This is a genomic window from Zavarzinia marina (assembly GCF_021568905.1).
GTDB lineage: Bacteria > Pseudomonadota > Alphaproteobacteria > Zavarziniales > Zavarziniaceae > Zavarzinia > Zavarzinia marina.
This window is the reverse complement of record NZ_JAKGSB010000005.1, coordinates 250,683-272,176: the sequence shown is the minus strand read 5'-3', so window position 1 is coordinate 272,176 and position 21,494 is coordinate 250,683. Positions and strand designations below refer to the sequence as shown.

The window sequence follows — 21,494 nt, the reverse complement described above, 5'->3', positions numbered from 1 at the left end:
GGAAGACCCCATGACCCCGTTGCGTCTGTACCGCCACGAATGGTTTCACAACATTCGCGGCGACCTCATGTCCGGCGTCCTGGTCGCGCTGGCCCTGATTCCCGAAGCGATCGGCTTTTCCGCGATCGCCGGCGTCGACCCCAAGCTCGGCCTGTTCGGCTCCTTCGCCATCGCCTGCGTCTCGGCCGTCGTCGGCGGCCGGCCCGGCATGATCTCCGCCGCGACGGCGGCGACCGCCGTGCTGATGGTCACGCTGGTCAAGGAACACGGCCTGCAATATCTGTTCGCGGCGACCATCCTGATGGGCGTGCTGCAGATCGGCGCCGGATTCCTGCGCCTGCACCGGCTGATGCGCTTCGTCTCGCGCTCGGTGATCACCGGTTTCGTCAACGCCCTGGCGATCCTGATCTTCCTCGCCCAATTGCCGGAATTGATCGACGTGCCGCCGGCGACCTATGCCATGGTCGCGGCCGGTCTCGCCATCATCTATCTGCTGCCCCTGGCGACCAGGACCGTGCCCGCGCCGCTGATCGCCATCGCAGCGCTGACCGCCGTCGCCTGGGGGTTCGGCATGGATCTGCGCACCGTCGGCGATCTCGGCGAACTGCCGTCCAGCCTGCCCATGCTGGCCCTGCCGGACCTGCCCCTGACCTTCGAGACGCTGCGGATCATCTTCCCCTTCTCCCTGGCGCTGGCCGCCGTCGGCCTGCTCGAATCCCTGCTGACGACCCAGATCGTCGACGACATGACCGAGACCCAGGGCGACCGCCACCGGGAATGCTTCGGCCAGGGCGCCTCCAACATCGCCGCCGCGCTGATCGGCGGCATGGGCGGCTGCGCCATGATCGGCCAGTCGGTGATCAACGTCGGCGCGGGCGGGCGCGGGCGCCTGTCCACCTTCGTCGCCGGCGCCTTCCTGCTGTTCCTGATCCTGGTGCTCGACGACATCGTCCGCATCATTCCGATGGCGGCCCTGGTCGCGGTGATGATCATGGTCTCGATCGGCACCTTCTCGTGGCGTTCGATCCTCGAGCTGCGCAGCAATCCCCTGCCCTCTTCCGTCGTCATGCTGGCGACGGTGGTGACCGTGGTCGCCACCCACGACTTGGCCAAGGGCGTGATCGTCGGCGTGCTGCTGTCGGGCGTGTTCTTCGCCGGCAAGGTCTCGCGCCTGATCTCGATCACGCGCGAGGGCGATCGCTATGTCGTGCGCGGCCAGGTCTTCTTCGCCTCGACCGAGACCTTCCTGCGCGGCTTCGACTTTGTCGAGGTGCCGCCCCAGGTGACGATCGATCTGCACCACGCCCACCTGTGGGACATCTCGTCGATCGGCGCCCTGGACAAGGCGGTGCTGAGGCTCCGCCGGGCCGGGGCCGAGGTGACCGTGGAGGGCCTGAACGAAGCCAGCGCCACCATGGTCGAGCGCTTCGCCGCCCACGACAAGCCGATGGCGGAGGCACCCGCCGCGCCTCACTGAGGTGGCGGCGGATCGAACAGAAGCGGCAGGATGGCGATCATGGGATCGGTGCCCAGCGCGGGGGGAACGCCCAGACAGTCGCCGTCCGGCGTCGATGCGTCGAGCGGCCCGCCGTCGAGCGCCGCGACGGAACCGTCGATCCGGTCGCGCCTGATCCGATACCGAGGCGTCTTGGGCGGGTTATCCGACACGCGTTCCCATTCCTGGGCGCTCAACGGCGTTACCCGCTGCCACCGGACCACCTGCGTCAGATCGGCAATGATGGCATTCAGGGGGTCGCCGATCCCGGCGTTGTAATCGACCATGTTGTCGTACAGCCGCCGCAGGATCGCGAAGCGTTCCGCGCCGATGATGAACTGGGCCCCGGCGTCGAGATTTTCCCCCGGGTCGTCGCTTCGGTTGCGCGGTCCGACGAACAGGTTTCCCGGCAGCCAGGCATAGAATGCGGCGAATGTGTCGAAGCCGTGCGGAACGTCGCTGCCGCCGGGCCGCACCCGCCCCTGCGCCATGAAGGTCGAGACATAGCTGGCACTCATCAGGTCGAACCTCACCGCGGCGACGGAGCAGACCATGGAGGCGGCACTGGCGTAGAGCCTGATGTTGGATCCGAGTGACGACAGGAAGCCGCGGATATAGAGGAGATCCCCGCGCTCGACGACATTGTTGTAGAACCCCCGCAGGACGTTCAGGGGGATGATGTGGTGCCGCGACACCGGCACGGTGTAGGACGGTCCCTGGCCGTGCGCCTGCAGGTCCGGCGTGTAGTCATCCAGCGCGGGGTAGGGCGCGTCGGGCCGCCCTTGCGAGGGCAGGCTCAGGCGATAGTCGCCGTCTTCCGGCGGATCCGGCGGATTGCCGCCGCCGGCGAGGGCGGCGAGTGGCACCGCCCCGGCAGCCAGCACGGATCCGAGGCAGAAAGCGGCGATCCTTGTCCTCTTTTCCATGGTCCGGCCTCCCGTAAAACAGCGCGCCTCGGGTCTGTCGGGCGCCGATCCCTATTTCATCTGCCGAATGGTGCTGAACCCCAAGGAACCGCATGAGTTGTTTATGGAACTCAACACGACCTGGTAGCCCATGTTCATCGCGTTGACGGCCTGGGCGTAGAGAACGCGCCCGAGCTCGGTCTGGAGCGAGATGTTCGTCGAATCCGAGAACATGAAGACCTGGCTTCCGTCCCAATAGGAATTCTTCGAGACATAGACGCCGAATTCGTCCCAGGCGCCGCCTCTGCCGGGTGGGTAGGGACCGACGACGCCGACGATATAGCCCTCGTAGCAGGTCGATCCGACGCTCTGCGCCGACGCGGCGGGGCTTAGGGCCGGCAGCGACGCGACGGACAGCGCCGCCAAGATGGCGCGGCAGGCGACGGCGCCACGTCCCCTGACCGAAGCCGCGCGCGATGAATCACACATTCCGACAGGCATGGGCGACCCCCGTTGTTCTGGAGACGAGATTCCCCTTTAGGGGATTTGCCGGGACATTATATATCTCAAAACGTGTTTTTCCATTGTTATATTCTTAAAATTGCATAGGCGCGCGCCGCTCTCGGACCCGCTCCCTCGCCCGCGCCGCTTCCGGGGCCCACGTGAATCCCGCTTCGCCGTACAGCGAGACTTTATTTACCGCTATCGTGCGATCATGATTCCCTCCGGGGAGGGGTGGAAATCGTCACGTCGGAACGGCCGGCCAAGAACCAAGCAGCAAGCAGAATGTCAGATACAGATCGCGCCTTCTCAAATCGCCCACGCGCCCGCTTCCGGCCGATCTTCGTCGTGATCATCGTCGGGGCGCTCGCGCTTCAGGCGCTGCTGATCTCCCTCGACACGTTCGAGTGGCTCTATCACTACAGCCGCGACCACGAAGATTGGGAACTGGACGGGGTCTTCACGATCTTCAGTGTCCTGTCCTTCGCCCTGATCGCGGTGCTGATCGTGCGCAACCGCGACCTGAAACAGGCGGAAGCCGAGCGGCGCCTGGCGGAGGCGCGCCTCGAGGGCCTGGAACGGTTCGACGCCCTGACCGGTCTTCGCAACCGCACGGGGTTCCTCGACGCGGTCGAACCGTTTCTGGCGGCGGCGCCGGCGAACGGCTGCATCGGCCTGCTGCTGATCGACCTGGACCGTTTCAAGCAGGTGAACCAGCGCTTCGGCACCGGCATCGGCGACCGCTTGCTGCGGCGGATCGCGGCCCGCATGACCGAGGTCATGGCAGCCGACACGATCGCCGCCCGCCTCGGCGGCGACCGGTTTGCCCTCGTCACCCCGCCGACCGTCGACCAGAACCACATCCTGCGTCTGGCGCGCCGCCTGCAGGCGGCGATCGGCAGTCCGGAGGTTCACCCCGTCGCCGACAGCAAGATCACGGCCAGCATCGGCATCGCCATCCATCCGAACGACGGGGACGGCGTCGACATCCTGCTGAGCCGTGCCGAAGCCGCCCTGCAGCAGGCCCGTTCGGAGGGCCGCAACACCTATGCCTTGTTCGACGCCGGCCTGGAACGGATGAACCGGGAGCGCCTGGAAATGGAGGCGGCCCTGCGCGCCGGCCTCGCACGGGGAGATGTCGTCGCTCACTTCCAGCCCATCTTCGACATGAAGACGGGACGCCCCGTCGGCGCGGAAGCCCTGGCCCGGTGGCATCGCGACGGCCACGGCCCGGTTCCGCCCGGCATCTTCATTCCGCTGGCGGAAGACGCGGGCCTGATCGCCGGCATCTTCGACACCATCCTGCGCCAGGCGCTGCGCGAGCTGCGCCACTGGCCGGCGCCGTGCTGGATTTCGGTCAATCTGTCGCCCCAGCAATTCTCGGCCGAGGGCACGGCCGCCCGGATCCTGGCCGTCCTCGCCGAGGAGGAGGCGCCGGCGGGCCGTCTCTGCCTGGAGATCACCGAGCGGGCGTTGCCGGACGACGCCGCCATGGCCCATCAGATGGTCCGCACCCTGCATGCCGCAGGCGTCCGGCTGGCGCTCGACGATTTCGGTTCGGGCTATGCCAATCTGCGGCAATTGCGGGCCCTGCCCTTCGACAAGGTGAAGATCGACCGCAGCTTCCTGGACGATCTGGGCGATCCCGACATTGCCGGCCTGACCGCCCGCATCATCGATCTCGCCCACGCCCTGCGCATGGCTGTCGTCGCCGAGGGCATCGAGACCGACGCGGTCGCCGAATGGGCGCGCCTCCACGATTGCGACATGGGTCAGGGCTTCGGCCTCGCGCGGCCGATGCCGGCGGAAGCGGTCCGCGCCCTCATGACCCGCGCCTGACGGCGGAGCCTGTCTCAGGCGTCGCCTTTGCGCGCCCGCATCAGCCGTTCCTCGATTTCGAGCGCCGTCGTCGGGTCACGCCCCGCGCCGTCGCGCGCCAGTTCGGCCGCGACTTCCGCCGTCAGGGCTTCGATCAGGTCGCGGGTACGCGGCGCCAGGGCGGTATCGGCGCGGAGTGCCGCAAGGGCGCGCCCGGCGCTGTCCTGGGCCCGGCGCGCCGCCGCCACCGTGGCGGGGCGGTCCGACCGGCCGGCGAGCGCGAGCGCCGCCTCCAGCTTCTCCACGGCGGGCGCGACGGGGCGCGGCACCTCGCCGCCCGCCAGGAAGCCGGGCGCACCGCCGGGCGGCAGGCTGCCCGAAATGGTCCGCGACAGGGCGCGGCGGCGCACGTCGGCCAGGTCCCGCACCAGGGGCGCCACGCCCTGCGCCAGGCGCTGGGCATGAAGGCGGTCGCTCTCCGGCCCCAGATGGCGAAGGGCGATGAAGATACCGGCGAGCTGGTCGAGCCGGTTCCCGGCCTGCCGGCGCTCGTCCGGTTCGAAATCGAGCCGGTCCATGTCGGCGACGGCGGCCGCGACCACCGGCCACTGCGGCTCGAACGCCATGCGCGCGGGCCCGTGGCGCGGCCCGAGCAGGGCGAGCCCGGCCCGGCGCGCCAGCCAGCCCCGCGCCAGCAGGATGCCGAGGGAGAGCAGCATGGCCGGCATCAGGGCGACCATCAGCCCGGCCGCCCCGAAAAAGGCGCCGAAACCGCTGTCGGCGGTGACCGTCATGAAGAAGCCGAGGCCATAGGCGCCCCAGATCGCCGCGACCACGCCCGCCGTCAGGCGCCGGTTCCAGCGTTCCCGGCGTTCGCGCGCGCGGATCAGACCGCGCCAGCGGTCCAGCCCTTCCCCGGGGGCGATTTCAGGGAGAGCATGATCAGGAACGGTCATGGCGGCGGGGCGGGCTCACGCGGGACATCGCGCTCTACCTTGCCCCGACCGCCGGGGATTTCAAGATCCCGTCATTCCGCCGCGATGGGCGCCGCCGCCTGTTCGCGCTTCGCCGCGACCGCCGCGGCCGGGGTCGCGACATAGTCGGCGGGATCGAGCCGCGCCGTCGCCCGGCCGAAGCGGAAGGTGAAGTCCGGCCAGAGGGTGACGTTGCGGCCCTGTTCGTCCCGGTACCAGGAAATGCAGCCGCCGTTGTTCCAGACCGTGCCGTCCAGCTTGCCCGCCAGTTTCCTGTTGAAGGCCGTCTCCACCTCGGGCTTCACGTCGAGGTGATTGTAGCCCTTGGCCCGCATCAGCTTCAGGGCCTCCATCACGTAATGGATCTGGCTTTCGATCATATAGACCATGCTGGAATGGCCGAGGCCGGTGTTGGGGCCCATCAGGAAGTAGAGATTGGGGAAGCCGGCGGTGGCGGTGCCGAGATAGGCATGGGCGCCCTCTTCCTTCCAGCGCGCGTTCAGGCTCTCGCCGCCGACGCCGGTGATGTCGAAGCCGGCCAGCATGTCCGTCGCCTTGAAGCCGGTGCCGTAGACGATGGCGTCCACCTTGTGCTCGACGCCGTCGGTGGTGACCACGCCGGTCTCGGTGATGCGGGCGATGCCCGTCGTGATCACGTCGACGTTCGGCCGCGCCAGGGCCTGGTAATAGTCGTTCGACAGCAGGATGCGCTTGCAGCCGATCGTGTAATCGGGCGTCACCTTGCGGCGCAGCTCGGGATCCTTGATGTGCTTGGCGATATAGCGCTTGGCCATGCCTTCCAGCTTGGACATCAGGCTGGGCCGGATGACGAAGCCGAGCACGCGGGCTTCGAGATACCAGTAGATCAGCTCGCGGAAGCCGCGCTGGAAGCCGGGGACGTAGCGATTGGCGGCGCGCTCCAGCCCGCCGATGGCGCGGTCGGGCTTCGGCATCACCCAGGGGGCGGTGCGCTGGAACAATTCGACCTTGGCCGCGGTCTTGGCGATCTGGGGCACGAACTGGATGGCGCTGGCGCCGGTGCCGATGACCGCGACGGTCTTGCCCGCCATGTCGTAATCGTGATTCCAGTCCTGCGAATGGAAGGTTTCGCCCTTGAAGCTCTCGCGCCCCTCGATGTTCGGATAGGCCGGGATCGACAATGCGCCCATGCCCGAAACGACGGCGCGGGCCGTGATCGTCTCGCCCGAGGCGGTGGTCAGACGCCACAGGCCCAGGTCTTCCTCGAAATGGGCGCCGGTCAGGGTGACGCCGTAACGGATATGGGGGGTGACGCCGTATTTGGTCGCCGTGCGCTCGATATAGGCGCGGATCTCGGGCTGGGGCGAATACATGCGCGACCAGTCGGGATTCGGCTCGAACGAGAAGGAATAGAGGTGGCTCTGCACGTCGCAGGCACAGCCCGGGTAATGGTTGTCGCGCCAGGTGCCGCCGATCGAATCCGCCTTCTCCAGGATGACGAAATCGTTCATTCCGGCCTTCTTCAGGGCGATCCCCATGCCGATGCCGGAAAAGCCGGTGCCGATGACGGCGACGTCATGGTCGGGCTTGGTCACCAGGGGGTGGCGCAACGGGCTGGTCATGCTGCTCTCCTCCATCTGCGATCGTCAGCGCCGCACCGGTTCGGTGCCGGACAAATCTGACAACGTTTCTTGTCAATATCGACATTGCATCTGACAACACATGATGTCAACATCTGAATCATGGAAACGGAAATCCGCAGCGGCCGGCGCTACAAGGGCGTCAGCAACGAACAGCGACGGGCCGAACGGCGCGAGAAACTCGTCGATGCGGCGATCGCGGTCTATGGCGCCGTCGGCTATCACGGCGCCACGGTGCGCGCGATCTGTGCCGAGGCCGGCCTGACCGAACGCTATTTCTACGAGAGTTTCGAGAATGGAGAGGCCCTGCTGGCCGCCGCCTTCGAGGCGGTGATGGCGCGCCTGACGGAAGAGGTGATGACGGCGCTGGCGCCGCTCTCGACCTTCGACATGGGGTCGATCGTGCGCACCGCGCTGGCCACCTATTACGGCCAGTTGCGGGCCAATCCGAACGAGGCGCGGGTCTTCCTGGTCGAAATCCTGGGCGTCAGCCCCAGGATGGACACGATCTATTGGGACACCATCCGTCAGGTCTCCCTGTCCATCCTGCGTTTCGCGCCGGATGCGGCGGAACGCGCGGACGACCTCGGTCTCGATCTCGACCTTTTCGCCGACGGCTTGATCGGCGCCGTGGTGCAGATCGCGCTCGGCTGGGTGCGCTCGGGCTATGCCGCCCCCATCGATACCGTGGTCGAGACCGCCATGGCGATCCTCGGCGCCGTCAACCGCGAATATCTCTCGCCCCGCGCCTGACGCTCCTCTTCTCGCCCCGGCGAAGGCCGGGGCCCCTGGACGAGAGGGCGCCCCCGCCTGAGACGGATCCCGGCCTGCGCCGGGATGACGATGGGGGCATCGGCCTCAGAGATCGCCGTCGATCAGCAGACCCCTGGATTCCGGCCCGAACAGGACGGAGCGGGCGGCCCGGGCGAAATTGTCGATCAGCACGTCGTCCGGCAGGCCCGGCAATGGTTCGATGGTGACGCCGTTGACATTGTCGCGCCGAACCTCGAGATCCGCCGTCGCGGCGACGAGGCCCGATCTGGGCCCGACCAGCTGCAGCCTGCCGTTCAGCTGGCCGCCGATTTCGAGCGCCGTGTCGCCGTCGCCCTTGCCCTTGGTGTAGCCGGTCACCGCGACGTCGAGGCGAAGGCCGTATTGCCCGGTCGGATCGGCGGCGAATTCGCTTTCGATCCGCTGCTTCAGGGCCTTGACCAGGCTGCGTGGAATCTTGGCGCCGTCGACGTCGACCTTCACCGAGGCGACATGGACCGCGGGCGCCAGGAGCGCCTGATAGGGTGTGGGCTCAGGCTGGCAGGCGGAAAGACCGACCGCCGCGAGACCGACGAAGACGCTCAGGAACAGACGGCGCATTGAAATCCCCCCAGCACGATGCGGCCAGGGATTTTGCAGTCGAAAGAGAGGCTTGGGCAAGCCGTACGGTCAGGGGAAATTCATGCCGCCCGGCCCCGGCGGACGATAGGAGTGCGCGCCCGGAAGCGTTTCCGACCCGGCCTTCTTGCCGCGCTTGCCCCCGCCGCGCGCGAGATTGACGAAGACGAGGAGGAGCACGGCACCGACAATGATCGTGGCAATCAGGCCCATGGTCTCTCTCCTTCGTCAGGCGGCGATGCGCTCCAGCTTGCGGGCGCGTTTCTCCCACAGCCACCAGGCGCCGCGCTGGGTGACCTGGGCGATGACGCCGTGAGGGGCGAGGCCGACGGCCTTCAGCATCATCGAGATGGCCCGCGCCAGATGGCCGTAGCGATAGTTCCGATAGGCCCGCTTGCTGTAGGCGAGCATGGACTTCTCGCGGTCGTAGGGAATCGAGGGATCGTTGTTGGCGCAGTGGAAGGCGAAGGAGAGTTCGTCGTCCTCCGTCTCGTTCACGCGGCTCAGCGTCACCTTCAGCTTGGCGAAGAGACCGAGCGAATCCTGCGGATCGAACTTCTTCAGCGTGTCGTAGAACAGCTTGAAATGGCGGAATTCGTCGCCGGCGATCAGATGGGCGATCTGCTTGAGGACCGGTTCCTCGGTCGCGTCGCGGATCGCGGAATAATAGCTCGACGTGCCGCATTCGACGACGCAGCGCGCCAGCAGTTCGCCGGCGCGGGAGCCGCGCACCGATTCGGTCGCCTCCAGCGGCAGGCGGTAACCTTCGCGGAAGCGCGCCAGCCGCTCGGTGAAATCGAAGCCGGGATCGACCCGATGCGCCCAGGCCGCCAGTGCCTCGCCGTGCAGCCGTTCCTCCGCGCCCCATCTGCGGAGCGCGTCGTGAAGCCAGGTCTCCTCGCGGAAGACGCTGAGCAGATAGGTGACGTAATCCTCGGAATTGGCTTCGACCAGGCTGGCGGTCTTCACCGCCATGACCATGTCTGGATCGACCTTCGAGGGATCGAAGTCATCCCATCGGATATCTTCCTGTCCCCAGTGACGGCCCATGCCCGACTACTCCTGCTGTGACACCGGTAGCGCTGCGGGCAGCGCGATTGCAATTTACCACAATCGTGTCCCGGCTCCGATATAGGCATCGAGAATATGACACGCAAGAGACAGCGGGAACCCCCCACCCGACGATCGCCATTCGTGATCGCCGGCAACCCCGGTGTTCGGGTAGGGGCCGCTCAGTCGCGGAACGGATCGTGCACCAGAATGGTGTCGTCGCGCTCGGGGCTTGTCGAGAGCAGAGCCACCGGGGCTTCGATCAATTCCTCGATCCGCTTCACGTATTTGATCGCGGTCGCCGGCAGATCGGCCCAGCGCCGGGCCCCCTGAGTCGATTCGGACCAGCCCTGCAGCACTTCGAACACCGGCTCGACCGCCGCCTGATCGCCGGCATTGGCCGGGAAATGGCGGATCACCTCGCCGCGCAGCCTGTAGCCGACGCAGATCTTCAATTCGTCCAGCCCGTCGAGCACGTCGAGCTTGGTCAGCGCGATGCCGTCGATGCCGCCGACCTTCACCGCCTGGCGCACCATGACGGCGTCGAACCAGCCGCAGCGCCGGGCCCGACCCGTGACCGTGCCGAATTCATGGCCGCGTTCGCCGAGGCGCTGGCCGACGGCGTCGTTCAGTTCCGTCGGGAAGGGGCCGCCGCCGACTCGGGTGGTATAGGCCTTGGTGATGCCGAGCACATAGCCGACCGCGCGCGGCCCGACACCGGCGCCGACCGCCGCCTGACCCGCCGCCGTATTGGACGAGGTGACGAAGGGATAGGTGCCATGGTCGATGTCGAGCATGGTGCCCTGCGCGCCTTCGTAGAGAATGCGCTTGCCCGCCGCGCGCATCTCCTCGAGCGCGAGCCAGACCGGCTTGGCGAAGGTCAGCAGGCGGGGCGCCACCTCGGCCAGCTTGGCCTCCAGCGCGGCGCGGTCGATCGGCGGGGCGCCGAAGCCCGCGCGCAGCGCATCGTGATGGGTGATCAGGGCATCCAGGCGGCGGGACAGGGTCGCGGCGTCGGCGAGGTCGGAGACGCGGACGGCGCGCCGGCCGACCTTGTCCTCATAGGCGGGGCCGATGCCGCGCCGCGTGGTGCCGATGCCGCCGGCATTCTTGCTGTCCTCGCGATAGCCGTCCAATTCGCCGTGCACCGGCAGGATCAGGCAGGCGTTCTCGGCGATCAGCAGATTGTCGGGGCTCACCTTCACGCCCTGGGCTTCCAGGCGGCCGATCTCGGCGAACAGGGCCCAGGGGTCGATGACCACGCCGTTGCCGATGACCGACAGCTTGCCGCCGCGCACGATGCCGGACGGCAGCAGCGACAGCTTGTAGGTCTGATTGCCGATGACCAGCGTATGGCCGGCATTGTGCCCGCCCTGGAAGCGCACGACGACGTCGGCGCGTTCCGACAGCCAGTCGACGATCTTGCCCTTGCCCTCGTCGCCCCATTGGGCGCCGACCACCGCAACATTGGCCATGCTTCAGTCCTCGATCTTCGGATCAGGCGGCGAGCGGACGAACCGCGCCGTTCAGGAAAATGTGGCTGCACCCGAGGCGTTTCGCCTCGGCTTCGGCGTCCGTCGCCGGCGCCAGCGCGGCGACCGTGCGATGCCCGTCGGCGCGAAGCGCGCGGGCATCCGCCAGCGCCGTGCCGAAGGGCAGATAGACGAAGGCCGGCGCCGCCGGCTTCGCCAGCGAGCGCAACAGGGAATCGACATAGATGGTGAAGCCGACCGCTTCCTCGGTGCCGCCGTCGGGCCCGACCATGTCGTAGCGCCCGCCCCGGCCCAATTCCCCGCGCACGCCCGCGGCGAACAGGGTGAAGCCGAAGCCGGTGTGATATTCATGGGCGCGATATTCGCCGGGATCGATGGTCAGCACGATCTTGGGATCGGCGGCGCGGACGGCCGCGACGAGACCGGCCAATTCGTCCACTTCGGCGCGGGCGACCGGCGGCAGATCGAGGGCGGCGAGCCTCTCGAGCGCGCGGTCGGCCGGGCCGGCGGCCTGCAGCAGGCCCCGAAAGAGCGCGCCGGCCGGCCCTTCGATCGCGTCGAGCGCGGCGATGTCCTTGCCGTCCAGCGCGTCGCGGGCCATGGCCGCTTCCGCGCTCGGCAGGCCGAAGAAGGCCGCGATCGCCGGCACCAGGGTCGGCAGGGTCAGATCCACGGTCACCGGCCGGTCGTTGCCGCAGGCGGCGATCGATTCGGCGGCCAGCAGCACAACCTCGGCGTCGGCGGCGACGGAGCGCACGCCGACCAGCTCGACACCGGCCTGGGTGAACTGGCGTTCGGGGCGCAATTGCGTGCCCTTCACCCGCAGCACCTGGCCGGCATAGGAGAGGCGCAGCGGCCGGGGCGCCTTCTGCAGGCGGGTCGCGGCGATGCGCGCCACCTGCACCGTCATGTCGGAGCGGACCGCCATCATGCGCTGGGAAGCGGGATCGACCAGGCGGAACATCTCGGTGCCCTTGGCGCCGCCGGGGCCCGTGGTCAGGCTTTCCTCGAATTCGATCAGGGGCGGCTTGACCCGCTGATAGCCGTGGGCGGCGAAGGCCTGGACGAGCCGAACCGACACCGCGGCCTCGTGTTCGGCGGCGGGGGGCAGTTCGTCGTGCAGACCTTCGGGCAGCAGGGCGCGGGCGGCGTATTCCGTCATGGCGGGCGGAGTTTACTCAAGCCGTCCCTGCCGTCCATGGAAAAGGCGCGGAAAAAGCCGATGGCTCCCCTGCGGCGCGGTCAGACCGCGATTTTCCGGTCCTTGATCACGAGGGCGGCACCCGCGGTCCCGGCACCGGCAGGGCCGGATCGGGGCAGGCATAGCCCGTCCCCTCGCCGCAGACGCCGTTGATGAAATAGGACGGGAAGACGTCGGGCCAGGGATCGGAATAGAGCGAGACGAACTGGAACGGCAGGTAATAGGCGAGGATCGCCAGATTGGCGGCCCCGACGAAGGCGAGCGCGCGCAGAAGATTGGACCCGCCCGTGCCGAGGCCGAGGGTATCGAGCCCGCGCTCGACCGCCGTCCGCCCGCCCGCATCGCGCCAGAAGATCAGGCAGGCCAGGGCGACGGTCCCGATCGCCCAGAGAAAGGCGCCATAGACCGGGAATTGCCAGCGCGTGCCGGCAAAGACCGTGCCGGCCTCGATCACACCGCCATAGGCGAAGATCTCGCCCCGGACCATGGCCACTTCCGCGCCGGTCTGGCCGATGGTGATGGAGGCGACGGCGATCAGCGCCAGCGCCGGCCCGCCGAGACGGGGCCAGAGCCGGCGCGCACCGGTCATCACGGCCCAGGCGGTCAGCACCCAGATCGGCACCATGACCGGATAGAGCGCCGACTGAAAGGTCAGGGGCTGGGCGTTGCGGGCCCCGTTCGGGCTGAACCACCAGGGAATATGCTCCGCCCAGCTGCCCATGTTCGGGTAATGGGTGTTGTACATGGCGACCGGGCGCAGCAGGTTCACCGTGGGGTCCTGCCACAGGCAGAAGGCGCAGCCGATCATCAGGAGCTGAACGATGTTGAGCGCCCGGCCGCGCGCCAGGTCGGACAGGATCCAGGCCAGCCCCGCGACCGCCATGGCGCAGAAGGAAATGCCGACGCCCCACATGACCCAGGTGCCGACCTCGGTCATGGCGTCGGGCCCCGGATCGATGGGGGCGAAGCCGGGCGACAGCGCCCATGCCGCGAAGAGATAGAGCTGGAACGCGGCGAAACCGGCGCCGATCGACGCCCACCAGAGGATCGGCCGCGTCTCCGCCACGGCCGGATGGGTGATGCTCACGGTCTTCCTCCCCTCGCTCGGCCTTGCGGTTCTATCCGCATCGCCGCTGCAAATATTCCGCCCGCACCAAGCCCGGCATCCCCAAAAGCCGCCCCGAAACGGGTATGACCAGGATTGGCCACAATGCGAGATATGTTATATTGATATGTAATAAAGCCGTCCGGCCTCCCTCAAATGGAGGACATTCCCGCCCGGGAACGATCTTTCGACAGGAGAGCCGAGAGGCGTTTGCCGATGGGCGTATGCCTGAAGGCGTCTGGAGGAGGGGGGACGTGGGACCCCGGCAGCAGGAAGGCGAGGTTCGCGGGCCCCATGCCCGGACGGAACCCGGTCCATTGCGGGACTTACCACACGATCCATCTCGGTAGTGCCCGAAGCGGCCATGGCGGTGAGCCGTTTCGGTAGCGTTGTACGACTTGTCGGCCAAGTCTGTCGCCCGGTTTGACGGACTTAAACTGAGGCCGATTCAATTTGGAAGTCCGGCCGCGTTTCCTGCCGGGCTTTCGATCTGAACTGCGTTCGACGTTCACGAGGCTCGATATGCTGGATCAACGCGCCGTTACCGTGACCTCGCAGGAACAATTGAGCCTGCTGATCGGTCACATCTACCAGGGGTCCTTCGAGGACGTGTCCTGGAAGCAGACGCTGGAGTTGCTGCGCGAATATCTCGACGCGCGTTTCGTCACCCTGTCCCTGGTGGCCAAGACGGCATTGCGCCAGGAAGCGACGATCAACGTCGGCCCCATCGCCTTCGACCAGTTCCTGCAGTACGAGAACGAATATCAGCAATACCGGCCGAACGTGGAGACCCGCCTGGGCGAGGTCTATACCATCAACGACTGGCTGAGCCTGAACCGGGCGGAATTCGGCAAGTTCAACGAATTGCTCGAGATCGGCGACATCAACCACTACATGGGCGCCTGGGTGTGCAGCCTCGAGAACGTCGACTGCTTCATCCGCGTCATGCGCGCGCGCGACGCCGATCCCTTCGTGCGCGAGGAAGCCAATCTGATTTCGCTGATCGCGCCCCATTTCGCCCGCGCCCTCGACATCCGCTCGCGCCTCGCCCAATGCGAGATCGTCAACCAGATCTATGCCGACGCCATGGACCGCCTGGCGGTGGGCGGCATCGTTCTCGACGAGAACGGCAAGATCCTGGTGATGAACGCCATCGGCGCCGACCTGATGAAGCGGCGCGACGGCATCACCATGGTCAACGGTATGGTCCACGCCGTCTCGACCCAGGACGACCGGTCGCTGCAGGCCCTGATCCGGACCGCCCTTGCGGGCGACGCCGCGCCGGCCGATACGGGCAAGCCCCAGGCCCTGACCGTCGCCCGCTCCTCGGGCGCGCGGGATCTCGGCCTCGTCATCAACCGCATCCGGCTCGGCAACAAGGTGGGCGACCGCTGGCGCACCGGCGTCACCATCTTCATCCGCGATCCCGAGAATGGTGTTCGCACCGATCCCGCGATCCTGAAGCAGCTTTTCGGCTTCACCCAGGCGGAATCGGCGCTGGCGACCCAATTGGCCAAGGGCGAGAGCCTGGACGAGGCGGCGGTCGAACTGAACATCCGCTACAACACCGCCCGCGCCCACCTGCGCTCCATGTTTGCCAAGACCGGGGTCACCCGTCAGGCCGAGCTGGTCCGCATCCTGGTCAACGGCGTCGCCCCCCTCGGCTGCTTCGACCAGGCGAGCTGACGTCGAACCCCATCTCGTCGCGCCGGGGCGACGCGCCCTATTACTTCCCGCGATAGACCGGCGGGCGCTTCTCGCGGAAGGAGGCGACGCCTTCGGCCGCGTCCTCGCTGGCGGCGAGCATGGCCGTGACCTCGCCGAAGGCGTCGACGGCGGCCTGAGGGCCCTTCAGCACGGCGAGGCGTGCATTGGCGAGGCTGGCCTGGACGGCCAGCGGCGCCTGGACGGCAATGCGCCGGGCGATCGCCAGGGCCGCGTCGAATTCCTCGCCCGGGGCGACGATGTCCTGGATGAAGCCATAGGCCCTGGCGGTTTCGACGTCGAATTCGTCGCCGGTCAGGATCAGCTTCATGGCATTGCCCCAGCCGGCACGCTCGACCATGCGGATGGTGGCGCCGCCATAGGCCATGATGCCGCGCTTCACCTCGAGCTGGGAGAAGCGGCTGTTGCTGGCCGCGACCGCGACGTCGGCCGCCAGGATCAGTTCGATGCCGATCGTGAAGCAGATGCCGGCGGTCGCGACCACCACGGGCTTCGACACCCGCCGCCCGTGAAGGCCCAGGGGATCGACCAGGCCGGACGGGAACAGCGTGTCGCCCGCCTTCTGCGCCGCGACGATCTTCGGCAGGTCCAGCCCGCCGGTGAAATGACCGCCCGCCGCATGAAGGAGGCCGACGCGCGCGTCCCCGTTCTCCTCGAGCGCCGTATAGGCTTCGGCCAGTTCCAGCATCATCTTGGGGGTGAAGCCGTTCCGCTTCTCCGCCCGGTCGATGCAGATGGCGAGGACACCGCCCTCCAGCAGTTCCGTGGTGATCTGGCCGTCTTCGTGGCGTTCGGTGGTCATGGGCGCCGTCTCCTCTGTTTCCTTGGCATGTTTCCCCGGCCAAGGCATGGTTCACGACGCGAATGGCCTTGCAAGTGTTCTCGGCAGGCGTTCTTCACGGATTCTCCGCGATTGACAGCGACGGGGCCCGCCTTTATGGTCCGCCCTCGCTTTCGGCGCCCACGCGGCGCCCTCTCTTTCGGCGGCGCCTCTGGCGCCGGTTTCATTTTCTGGGCCGCAGGGCCGGGTTGGTTGTCATGAAGATCGTCAATTCGCTGAAGTCGCTGAAGACCCGTCACCGGGATTGCCGTGTCATCCGCCGTCGCGGCCGGGTGTACGTCATCAACAAGACCCAGCGCCGCTTCAAGGCCCGCCAGGGCTGATTTCGCATCCGGTCGGTCCCATGACCGCGGTCGTCTTCGACCTCGGCAAGGTGCTGATCGACTGGGACCCGCGCTATCTGTACCGGCGCCACTTCGGCGCCGATATCGATGCGATGGAGGACTTTCTCGCCTCCGTCTGCACGATGGAATGGCACACGCGCTGCGATGCCGGCCTGCCCATGGCCGAGAACGTGCGCCGGCTCGCCGCCCTCCACCCCGACAAGACCGCGCTGATCGAAGCCTGGGACCGTGAATGGCCGGCCATGTTCGCCGGCGCCATCGCGGGCAGCGTGCGCCTCCTCGAACGGCTCGACGCCCGGGGCGTGCCGCTCTTTGCCATCACCAACTACCCGGCGGACAAATGGGCAGAGGGGCTGGCGCAATTCCCCTTCCTCGCCCGTTTTCGCGACATTCTGGTCTCCGGGGTCGAGAAGCTGGCGAAGCCCGATCCGGCGATCTTCCGCCTGGCCTGCCGGCGCTTCGGCATCGCGCCCGAGACAAGTCTCTTCATCGACGACAATGCGGCCAATGTCGCCGCCGCCGCCGCACTCGGCTTCGATACCCACCATTTCCGGGGCCCGGAGGGCCTGGCGGCGGCGCTTTCCGAGCGCGATCTGATCGCGAATTCTTAAGCCGCCCTTAACCCTGCCGTGCGATCCCTTGTCCGAGGGCCGCCCACGACCGGGTGATACATGGACATGCATCAGGATAAGGCCGCGCAGACGGCCTTGTTGCACATCGCCGACGACATCGGCCGCCTGAGCGTCGAGATCGCCGACGTCTCCGGCCATGTCGACGGTCTGGCGGCGGCGATGGATGCCGAGGCGACCGCCTTCGGCGCCCTTCGCCTCGACGCCGAGAGCCTTCTCGATTCGAACCGCAGCATTCTCGACACGGTCGAGGAGACACGGCGCACCAGCCGCGCCGCCGCCGAGGCCATGCGCCGCAACGAGGCCGAGGTCGGCCGGTCCCTGGCCGAGATCCGCGCCCTGGTCGACGGCGCGCGCTCCATCGCCGCCGACCTCCGCACCCTGGTCGATTCGCTGGAAGACGTGCGCAAGGTGGCGCGCCGTATCGACGGCATCGCCCGCCAGACCAATCTCCTCGCCCTCAACGCCTCGATCGAGGCGGCCCGCGCGGGCGAGGCCGGACGCGGCTTCGCCGTGGTCGCGGCCGAGGTGAAGGCGCTGGCCCGCTCGACCTCCATCGCGACCGAGGAGATCGACGCCACCCTCGTGATGCTGAGCGACCACAGCACCCATCTGATCGCGGAGAGCGCGGACGTCAGCCAGCGGGTCGCCGCGGTCGAGGCCGGCACGGCCACCATCGGCGCCGCCATCGGCGAATTGGCCGGGCGCTTCGCCTCGGTCGACGGCGGCATCGAAGCCATCGCCGGCGCCGCCGACAATATCGCCGCGCGGGTGGACGGCGTGGTCAATACCCTGGGGACGCTGGCCGGCGGCGTCGAGGATTCGTCCCGCGCCGTCGCCGATGCCCGGGCGCGCAGCACCGCCGTTCTCGGCATCGCCGAGAAGCTGCTGGGCCGGACCCTGGTGCCCGGGGTCGAGACCACCGACGCCCTGGTGCGCGGCCTGGCCGAGGCGGCGCGGACCGCGTTCGAAGCCGCCCTGGCGCGCGAACTGGCGGACGGCCGCCAGACGATCGACGACCTGTTCGACGAAGCCTATCGCCCGGTGCCCGGCAGCGACCCGGTGCAATACACGACCCGCTTCACCGCCCTGACCGACCGGCTGCTGCCCGCCATCCAGGAACCGATCCTGGCGCGCGAAGCGCGCATCGTCTTCGCCGCCGCCGTCGACCGCAACGGCTATCTGCCGACCCACAACAGGCTGTTCTCCCAGCCGCAGGGCCGCGATCCGGCCTGGAATGCCGCCAACAGCCGCAACCGGCGTCTGTTCGACGACCGGGTCGGCCTGGCGGCGGCGCGCAACCGCGAACCCTTCCTGCTGCAGACCTATCGCCGCGACATGGGGGGCGGGCATTTCGCCCTGATGAAGGATCTTTCGGTGCCGATCACCGTGGCCGGACGCCATTGGGGCGGCTTCCGCATCGGCTATCGGGTGTGATCCACCCGAAATTCTGCCCGTGGGGCGGGGTTGGGAACAACTCTCGTTGCCGGGGCGGGCCGTGCCATGATTGCGTATCGATACGACGCTAGGTAGGGAGACGGGTGGGAATGTCCGAGGGTGCGGCGAGATCAAATGGCCAGGCCGCCAAGAAAGTGGTGCTGGTGCTGGACGATCATGTCGCCCTGCGCGAGGAGCTGGCGGAATATTTCACCGGCGCCGGCTATGACGTGATGCAGGCGGGCGACGGTCCCACCCTGTCGGCGGCCCTGCGCCGCCAGCGTCCCGATCTTGCCGTGCTCGACGTCGATCTGCCCGGCTGGAACGGTATCGAGATCGCGCAGGCCATCCACCGGCGCGATCCCTCCATCCGCATCATCCTCATGACCGGCAACCCCAAATGGGTCGACCCGGCCCTGACCACCACGTCGGGCGCTTTCGCCCTGGTGGAAAAGCCCATCGAACTGGCCCGCCTGTCGCGGGTGGTGCGGGCGGCCCTGCTCTAGCCCCGGACTGCCCGAGGGGCGCGACTCACCAGCCGAAGTAGACGGACGGGCGGCCGGCGGGCGCCAGCGGCGCATCGAGACCGATATCGGTCAGCAGATGCGGGGACGTCGCGGCCAGGCGGCGCAGCTCGCGCCCGACCCGGCGCCGCTCCCGCCACGCAGCATGATCAGCGATCATGTTGCGGACGGTGTGGTCAAGACGGCTCAGGACGCCGGATTTCGGCGAAACAGGGGTGATGAAAGTCGTGTTCATGACTTGCGCTCCTTGAATTTGCCCAGACAATGATCTCTTCCATGATCTTCCGCCACGGAGTTCTGATCATGTTGGTATCAGCTTTTCTCATGCCCTTTCCTGCTGTGGCGGAAATGCCGTGATCGGGCGCGGCAACCTTCCCTCGCTGAATGCGCTGCGGGCCTTCCAGGTCGCGGGGGAATTGCACAATTTCTCGCGCGCGGCGGAGGCGCTGGGGGTCACCCAGGGGGCCATTTCCCGCCAGATCCGCCTTCTCGAGGGGCAATTGGGCATCGAATTGTTTCATCGCGGCGCGACCGGCGTGACCCTGACCCTGGAGGGCGAGAAACTGCTGCCGGTGCTGACGAATTGCTTTCAGCGCATGGCGGAGGCGACGGCGGCGCTGCGCGACGATCCCTGGCGCCTGTCGATCGGCGCGCCGCCCAGTTTCGGCATGCGCTGGTTCATGCCGCGCCTCGCCCGCTTCCAGGCCGAGAACCCGCGCATCGACGCCCGCCTGACCATCACCACCGACGACATCACGGAACTCTCGGGCTTCGACGTGGCCGTCTACTACGGCGCCACGCCGCCCCAGGGCCTGCAGGCCCTGAAGCTGGCCGGCGAGCGGCTGATCCCGGTGACGGCGCCGCGCCTGATCGACGGCGACCGGCCCTTGAAGTCGCCCGCCGATCTGGCGCGGCATACGCTGATCGACACGACGGAGGACCGGCGCTATTGGCGCCACTGGCTGCAGGTGGTGGGTCTGGACAAGCTGACCGGGGAAAAGGCGCAGGTGATCGCCATCCTGGACATGGCGCTGCGCATCGCCGAACAGGGCATGGGGGTCGCCATTGGCGACGTCTGCATGATCGCGGACGACATCGCCCTCGGCCGGCTGGCCGCGCCCTTTCCGGTCGAAGTGCCGTCGGGCCAGTCCTACTGGCTGGTGACGCGGCCCGAGGCGGCGGACCGCCCCAAGCTGCGCAGCCTGTTCCGCTTCATGGAGAAGGAAGCGCGGATGACGGCGGCCCTGAAACTGCGGCCGCCCACCCTGACCTGATCGATCTCGAGGTGACCGATCCTGGCCCGATCGCCCGCCACCGTTGGGGTGGTGGGCGTTCCCGATCTACTCGGCCCAGGTTATTCGGCGGCGGTCTATTCGGCGGCGATCGCCAGGGTCGCGGCACGGCGCAGGTCGACACCGGGCTTCAGCCGGGCGAGGCCCTGGGCCAGGCGGCGCCAGCAGCGTTCGCCGGTGGCGCCCTTCCGCCAGGCGAGGCCGACGGTGCGGCCCGGCGCCGGTTCCGGCAGGGGGCGCAGCACGGTGCCGTCGCCGGGATGGAATTCGACGCCCACGGCCATGGCCGGCAGCAGGGTGATGCCCTTGCCGCGCGCGACGAGGCGCGACAGGGTGGCGAGCGACGCGGCGCGGATCGGCGCGCGCTGCTGGCCCTCGCCGCAGACGCTGAGCGCCTGATCGGCCAGGCAGTGACCTTCCTCGAGGAGGAGGAGCGGACGCTCGGTCAGGGCCTGCACGTCGATCTCCATCCGCCCGGCCAGCGGATCGCTGTCGGGCAGAAGGGCGTAGAAGGATTCGCTGAAGGCGGCGGCCGTCTCGATGTCGCGGCCGAGGCCGGCGCCGGTGGTCGGCATGGCCAGCAGGGCGGCATCGAGGGTACCGTTGCGCAGCGACGCCAGCAGTTCCGCCGTCCGCCCCTCGACCACTTCGAGGCCTTCGGCGGCATAGGCGGCGCCCATCTCCACGACGTCCGGCCCGATATAGGGCGCGATGGTCGGGATGATGCCGAGGCGCAGCGGCCGGGCCGCCGCCGCGGCGCCCAGGGCGCGCAGGTTCTCGACCTCGGCCAGGATGTGGCGGGATTTCGCGATCACGGCCTCGCCCAGCGCGGTCGGGGTGACGCCCCGGCGCGAACGGGTGAGCACCAGTCCGTCCAGCGCCTGTTCGAGAAGCTGGATCTGGGCCGTCATGGCGGGCTGGCTGACGTTCAGCGCGGCGGCCGCCTTGCGGAAGCTCTGATGATCGGCGACGGCGACCAGATAGCGGATCTGACGCAGCGAGATCGGCATGATCGTCTTTCCTCATCTTCACGAAGGGCCGGTACGTCGGACCGGATGTCCTTGGACGCAACGTCCGGGGTTGCGGTGGTTGGGGCGTTCCCATGGGGGCATGCGCCCTTCAACTCGCATGGATCCCCGCCGACCGTTCACC

General features: G+C 68.0%; 22 protein-coding genes. 9 read left to right on the top strand and 13 right to left on the bottom strand.

Going from position 1 to position 21,494, the window contains the following annotated elements:
* The first annotated feature begins 10 nt into the window (after positions 1-10).
* Entirely contained in the window at positions 11-1,477 is a 1,467-nt protein-coding gene (locus tag L2U69_RS14965; RefSeq protein ID WP_236107926.1) for a SulP family inorganic anion transporter, read from the top strand.
* On the opposite strand, the gene L2U69_RS14960 is transcribed toward L2U69_RS14965, so the two are convergent.
* The gene (locus L2U69_RS14960) at positions 1,471-2,379 is read right to left on the bottom strand and encodes a hypothetical protein (protein WP_236107925.1); all 909 of its coding nucleotides are present in this window, start codon (positions 2,377-2,379) and stop codon (positions 1,471-1,473) included. The genes L2U69_RS14965 and L2U69_RS14960 overlap by 7 nt on opposite strands.
* Positions 2,380-2,472: 93 nt before the next feature.
* On the bottom strand, positions 2,473-2,901 hold the full coding sequence (locus L2U69_RS14955; protein WP_236107924.1) for a hypothetical protein: 429 nt from the start codon (positions 2,899-2,901) through the stop codon (positions 2,473-2,475).
* Between the two features lie 285 nt (positions 2,902-3,186).
* On the opposite strand from L2U69_RS14955, the gene L2U69_RS14950 reads away from it, so the two are divergent.
* Entirely contained in the window at positions 3,187-4,740 is a 1,554-nt protein-coding gene (locus L2U69_RS14950) for a putative bifunctional diguanylate cyclase/phosphodiesterase (RefSeq protein ID WP_236107923.1), read from the top strand.
* A gap of 14 nt (positions 4,741-4,754) precedes the next feature.
* Here the strand turns inward: L2U69_RS14950 and L2U69_RS14945 are convergent, their stop codons facing one another.
* Together L2U69_RS14945 and L2U69_RS14940 are read right to left on the bottom strand one after the other, a co-directional pair.
* Positions 4,755-5,675 (bottom strand): hypothetical protein, encoded by a 921-nt coding sequence (locus L2U69_RS14945; RefSeq protein WP_236107922.1) that lies wholly within the window; start codon positions 5,673-5,675, stop codon positions 4,755-4,757.
* Positions 5,676-5,746: 71 nt separating this feature from the next.
* On the bottom strand, positions 5,747-7,294 hold the full coding sequence (locus tag L2U69_RS14940; RefSeq protein WP_236107921.1) for a flavin-containing monooxygenase: 1,548 nt from the start codon (positions 7,292-7,294) through the stop codon (positions 5,747-5,749).
* Positions 7,295-7,414: 120 nt separating this feature from the next.
* Between L2U69_RS14940 and L2U69_RS14935 the strand changes: the two genes are divergently transcribed.
* Positions 7,415-8,065 (top strand): TetR/AcrR family transcriptional regulator, encoded by a 651-nt coding sequence (locus L2U69_RS14935; protein WP_236107920.1) that lies wholly within the window; start codon positions 7,415-7,417, stop codon positions 8,063-8,065.
* Between the two features lie 105 nt (positions 8,066-8,170).
* Here the strand turns inward: L2U69_RS14935 and L2U69_RS14930 are convergent, their stop codons facing one another.
* The 6 genes from L2U69_RS14930 to L2U69_RS14905 all read right to left on the bottom strand — a co-directional run bounded on the left by L2U69_RS14930 (position 8,171) and on the right by L2U69_RS14905 (position 13,532).
* A complete protein-coding gene (locus tag L2U69_RS14930; RefSeq protein WP_236107919.1) occupies positions 8,171-8,683 on the bottom strand; it encodes a hypothetical protein in 513 nt (170 codons plus the stop codon).
* 69 nt (positions 8,684-8,752) lie between these two features.
* Positions 8,753-8,914 (bottom strand): hypothetical protein, encoded by a 162-nt coding sequence (locus L2U69_RS14925; RefSeq protein WP_236107918.1) that lies wholly within the window; start codon positions 8,912-8,914, stop codon positions 8,753-8,755.
* Positions 8,915-8,929: 15 nt separating this feature from the next.
* Positions 8,930-9,676, bottom strand: a complete 747-nt coding sequence (locus L2U69_RS14920; RefSeq protein WP_236107917.1) for a ferritin-like domain-containing protein — start codon at positions 9,674-9,676, stop codon at positions 8,930-8,932.
* A gap of 257 nt (positions 9,677-9,933) precedes the next feature.
* On the bottom strand, positions 9,934-11,226 hold the full coding sequence (locus tag L2U69_RS14915) for an adenylosuccinate synthase (RefSeq protein WP_236107916.1): 1,293 nt from the start codon (positions 11,224-11,226) through the stop codon (positions 9,934-9,936).
* Between the two features lie 22 nt (positions 11,227-11,248).
* Positions 11,249-12,406 (bottom strand): ATP phosphoribosyltransferase regulatory subunit, encoded by a 1,158-nt coding sequence (locus L2U69_RS14910; protein WP_236107915.1) that lies wholly within the window; start codon positions 12,404-12,406, stop codon positions 11,249-11,251.
* Between the two features lie 106 nt (positions 12,407-12,512).
* A complete protein-coding gene (locus L2U69_RS14905) occupies positions 12,513-13,532 on the bottom strand; it encodes a spirocyclase AveC family protein (RefSeq protein ID WP_236107914.1) in 1,020 nt (339 codons plus the stop codon).
* A gap of 540 nt (positions 13,533-14,072) precedes the next feature.
* Between L2U69_RS14905 and L2U69_RS14900 the strand changes: the two genes are divergently transcribed.
* Entirely contained in the window at positions 14,073-15,236 is a 1,164-nt protein-coding gene (locus tag L2U69_RS14900; RefSeq protein WP_236107913.1) for a helix-turn-helix transcriptional regulator, read from the top strand.
* Between the two features lie 40 nt (positions 15,237-15,276).
* Here the strand turns inward: L2U69_RS14900 and L2U69_RS14895 are convergent, their stop codons facing one another.
* Positions 15,277-16,077, bottom strand: a complete 801-nt coding sequence (locus tag L2U69_RS14895) for a crotonase/enoyl-CoA hydratase family protein (protein ID WP_236107912.1) — start codon at positions 16,075-16,077, stop codon at positions 15,277-15,279.
* A gap of 236 nt (positions 16,078-16,313) precedes the next feature.
* Between L2U69_RS14895 and ykgO the strand changes: the two genes are divergently transcribed.
* From ykgO to L2U69_RS14875, 4 genes are all read left to right on the top strand, one after another.
* Positions 16,314-16,439, top strand: a complete 126-nt coding sequence (gene ykgO / locus L2U69_RS14890) for a type B 50S ribosomal protein L36 (RefSeq protein ID WP_236107911.1) — start codon at positions 16,314-16,316, stop codon at positions 16,437-16,439.
* A 20-nt stretch (positions 16,440-16,459) separates the two neighbouring features.
* Entirely contained in the window at positions 16,460-17,071 is a 612-nt protein-coding gene (locus L2U69_RS14885; RefSeq protein ID WP_236107910.1) for an HAD-IA family hydrolase, read from the top strand.
* 66 nt (positions 17,072-17,137) lie between these two features.
* A complete protein-coding gene (locus L2U69_RS14880) occupies positions 17,138-18,526 on the top strand; it encodes a methyl-accepting chemotaxis protein (protein WP_236107909.1) in 1,389 nt (462 codons plus the stop codon).
* Positions 18,527-18,636: 110 nt separating this feature from the next.
* Entirely contained in the window at positions 18,637-19,032 is a 396-nt protein-coding gene (locus L2U69_RS14875; protein WP_236107908.1) for a response regulator, read from the top strand.
* 25 nt (positions 19,033-19,057) lie between these two features.
* Here the strand turns inward: L2U69_RS14875 and L2U69_RS14870 are convergent, their stop codons facing one another.
* Complete coding sequence (locus L2U69_RS14870) at positions 19,058-19,285, bottom strand: hypothetical protein (protein WP_236107907.1); 228 nt, start codon at positions 19,283-19,285, stop codon at positions 19,058-19,060.
* A gap of 118 nt (positions 19,286-19,403) precedes the next feature.
* Between L2U69_RS14870 and L2U69_RS14865 the strand changes: the two genes are divergently transcribed.
* Positions 19,404-20,324, top strand: coding sequence for a LysR substrate-binding domain-containing protein (locus L2U69_RS14865; protein WP_236107906.1), 921 nt, complete (start codon positions 19,404-19,406; stop codon positions 20,322-20,324).
* 95 nt (positions 20,325-20,419) lie between these two features.
* Here L2U69_RS14865 and L2U69_RS14860 read toward each other — a convergent pair whose 3' ends face one another.
* On the bottom strand, positions 20,420-21,352 hold the full coding sequence (locus L2U69_RS14860; RefSeq protein WP_236107905.1) for a hydrogen peroxide-inducible genes activator: 933 nt from the start codon (positions 21,350-21,352) through the stop codon (positions 20,420-20,422).
* Positions 21,353-21,494 lie beyond the last annotated feature (142 nt).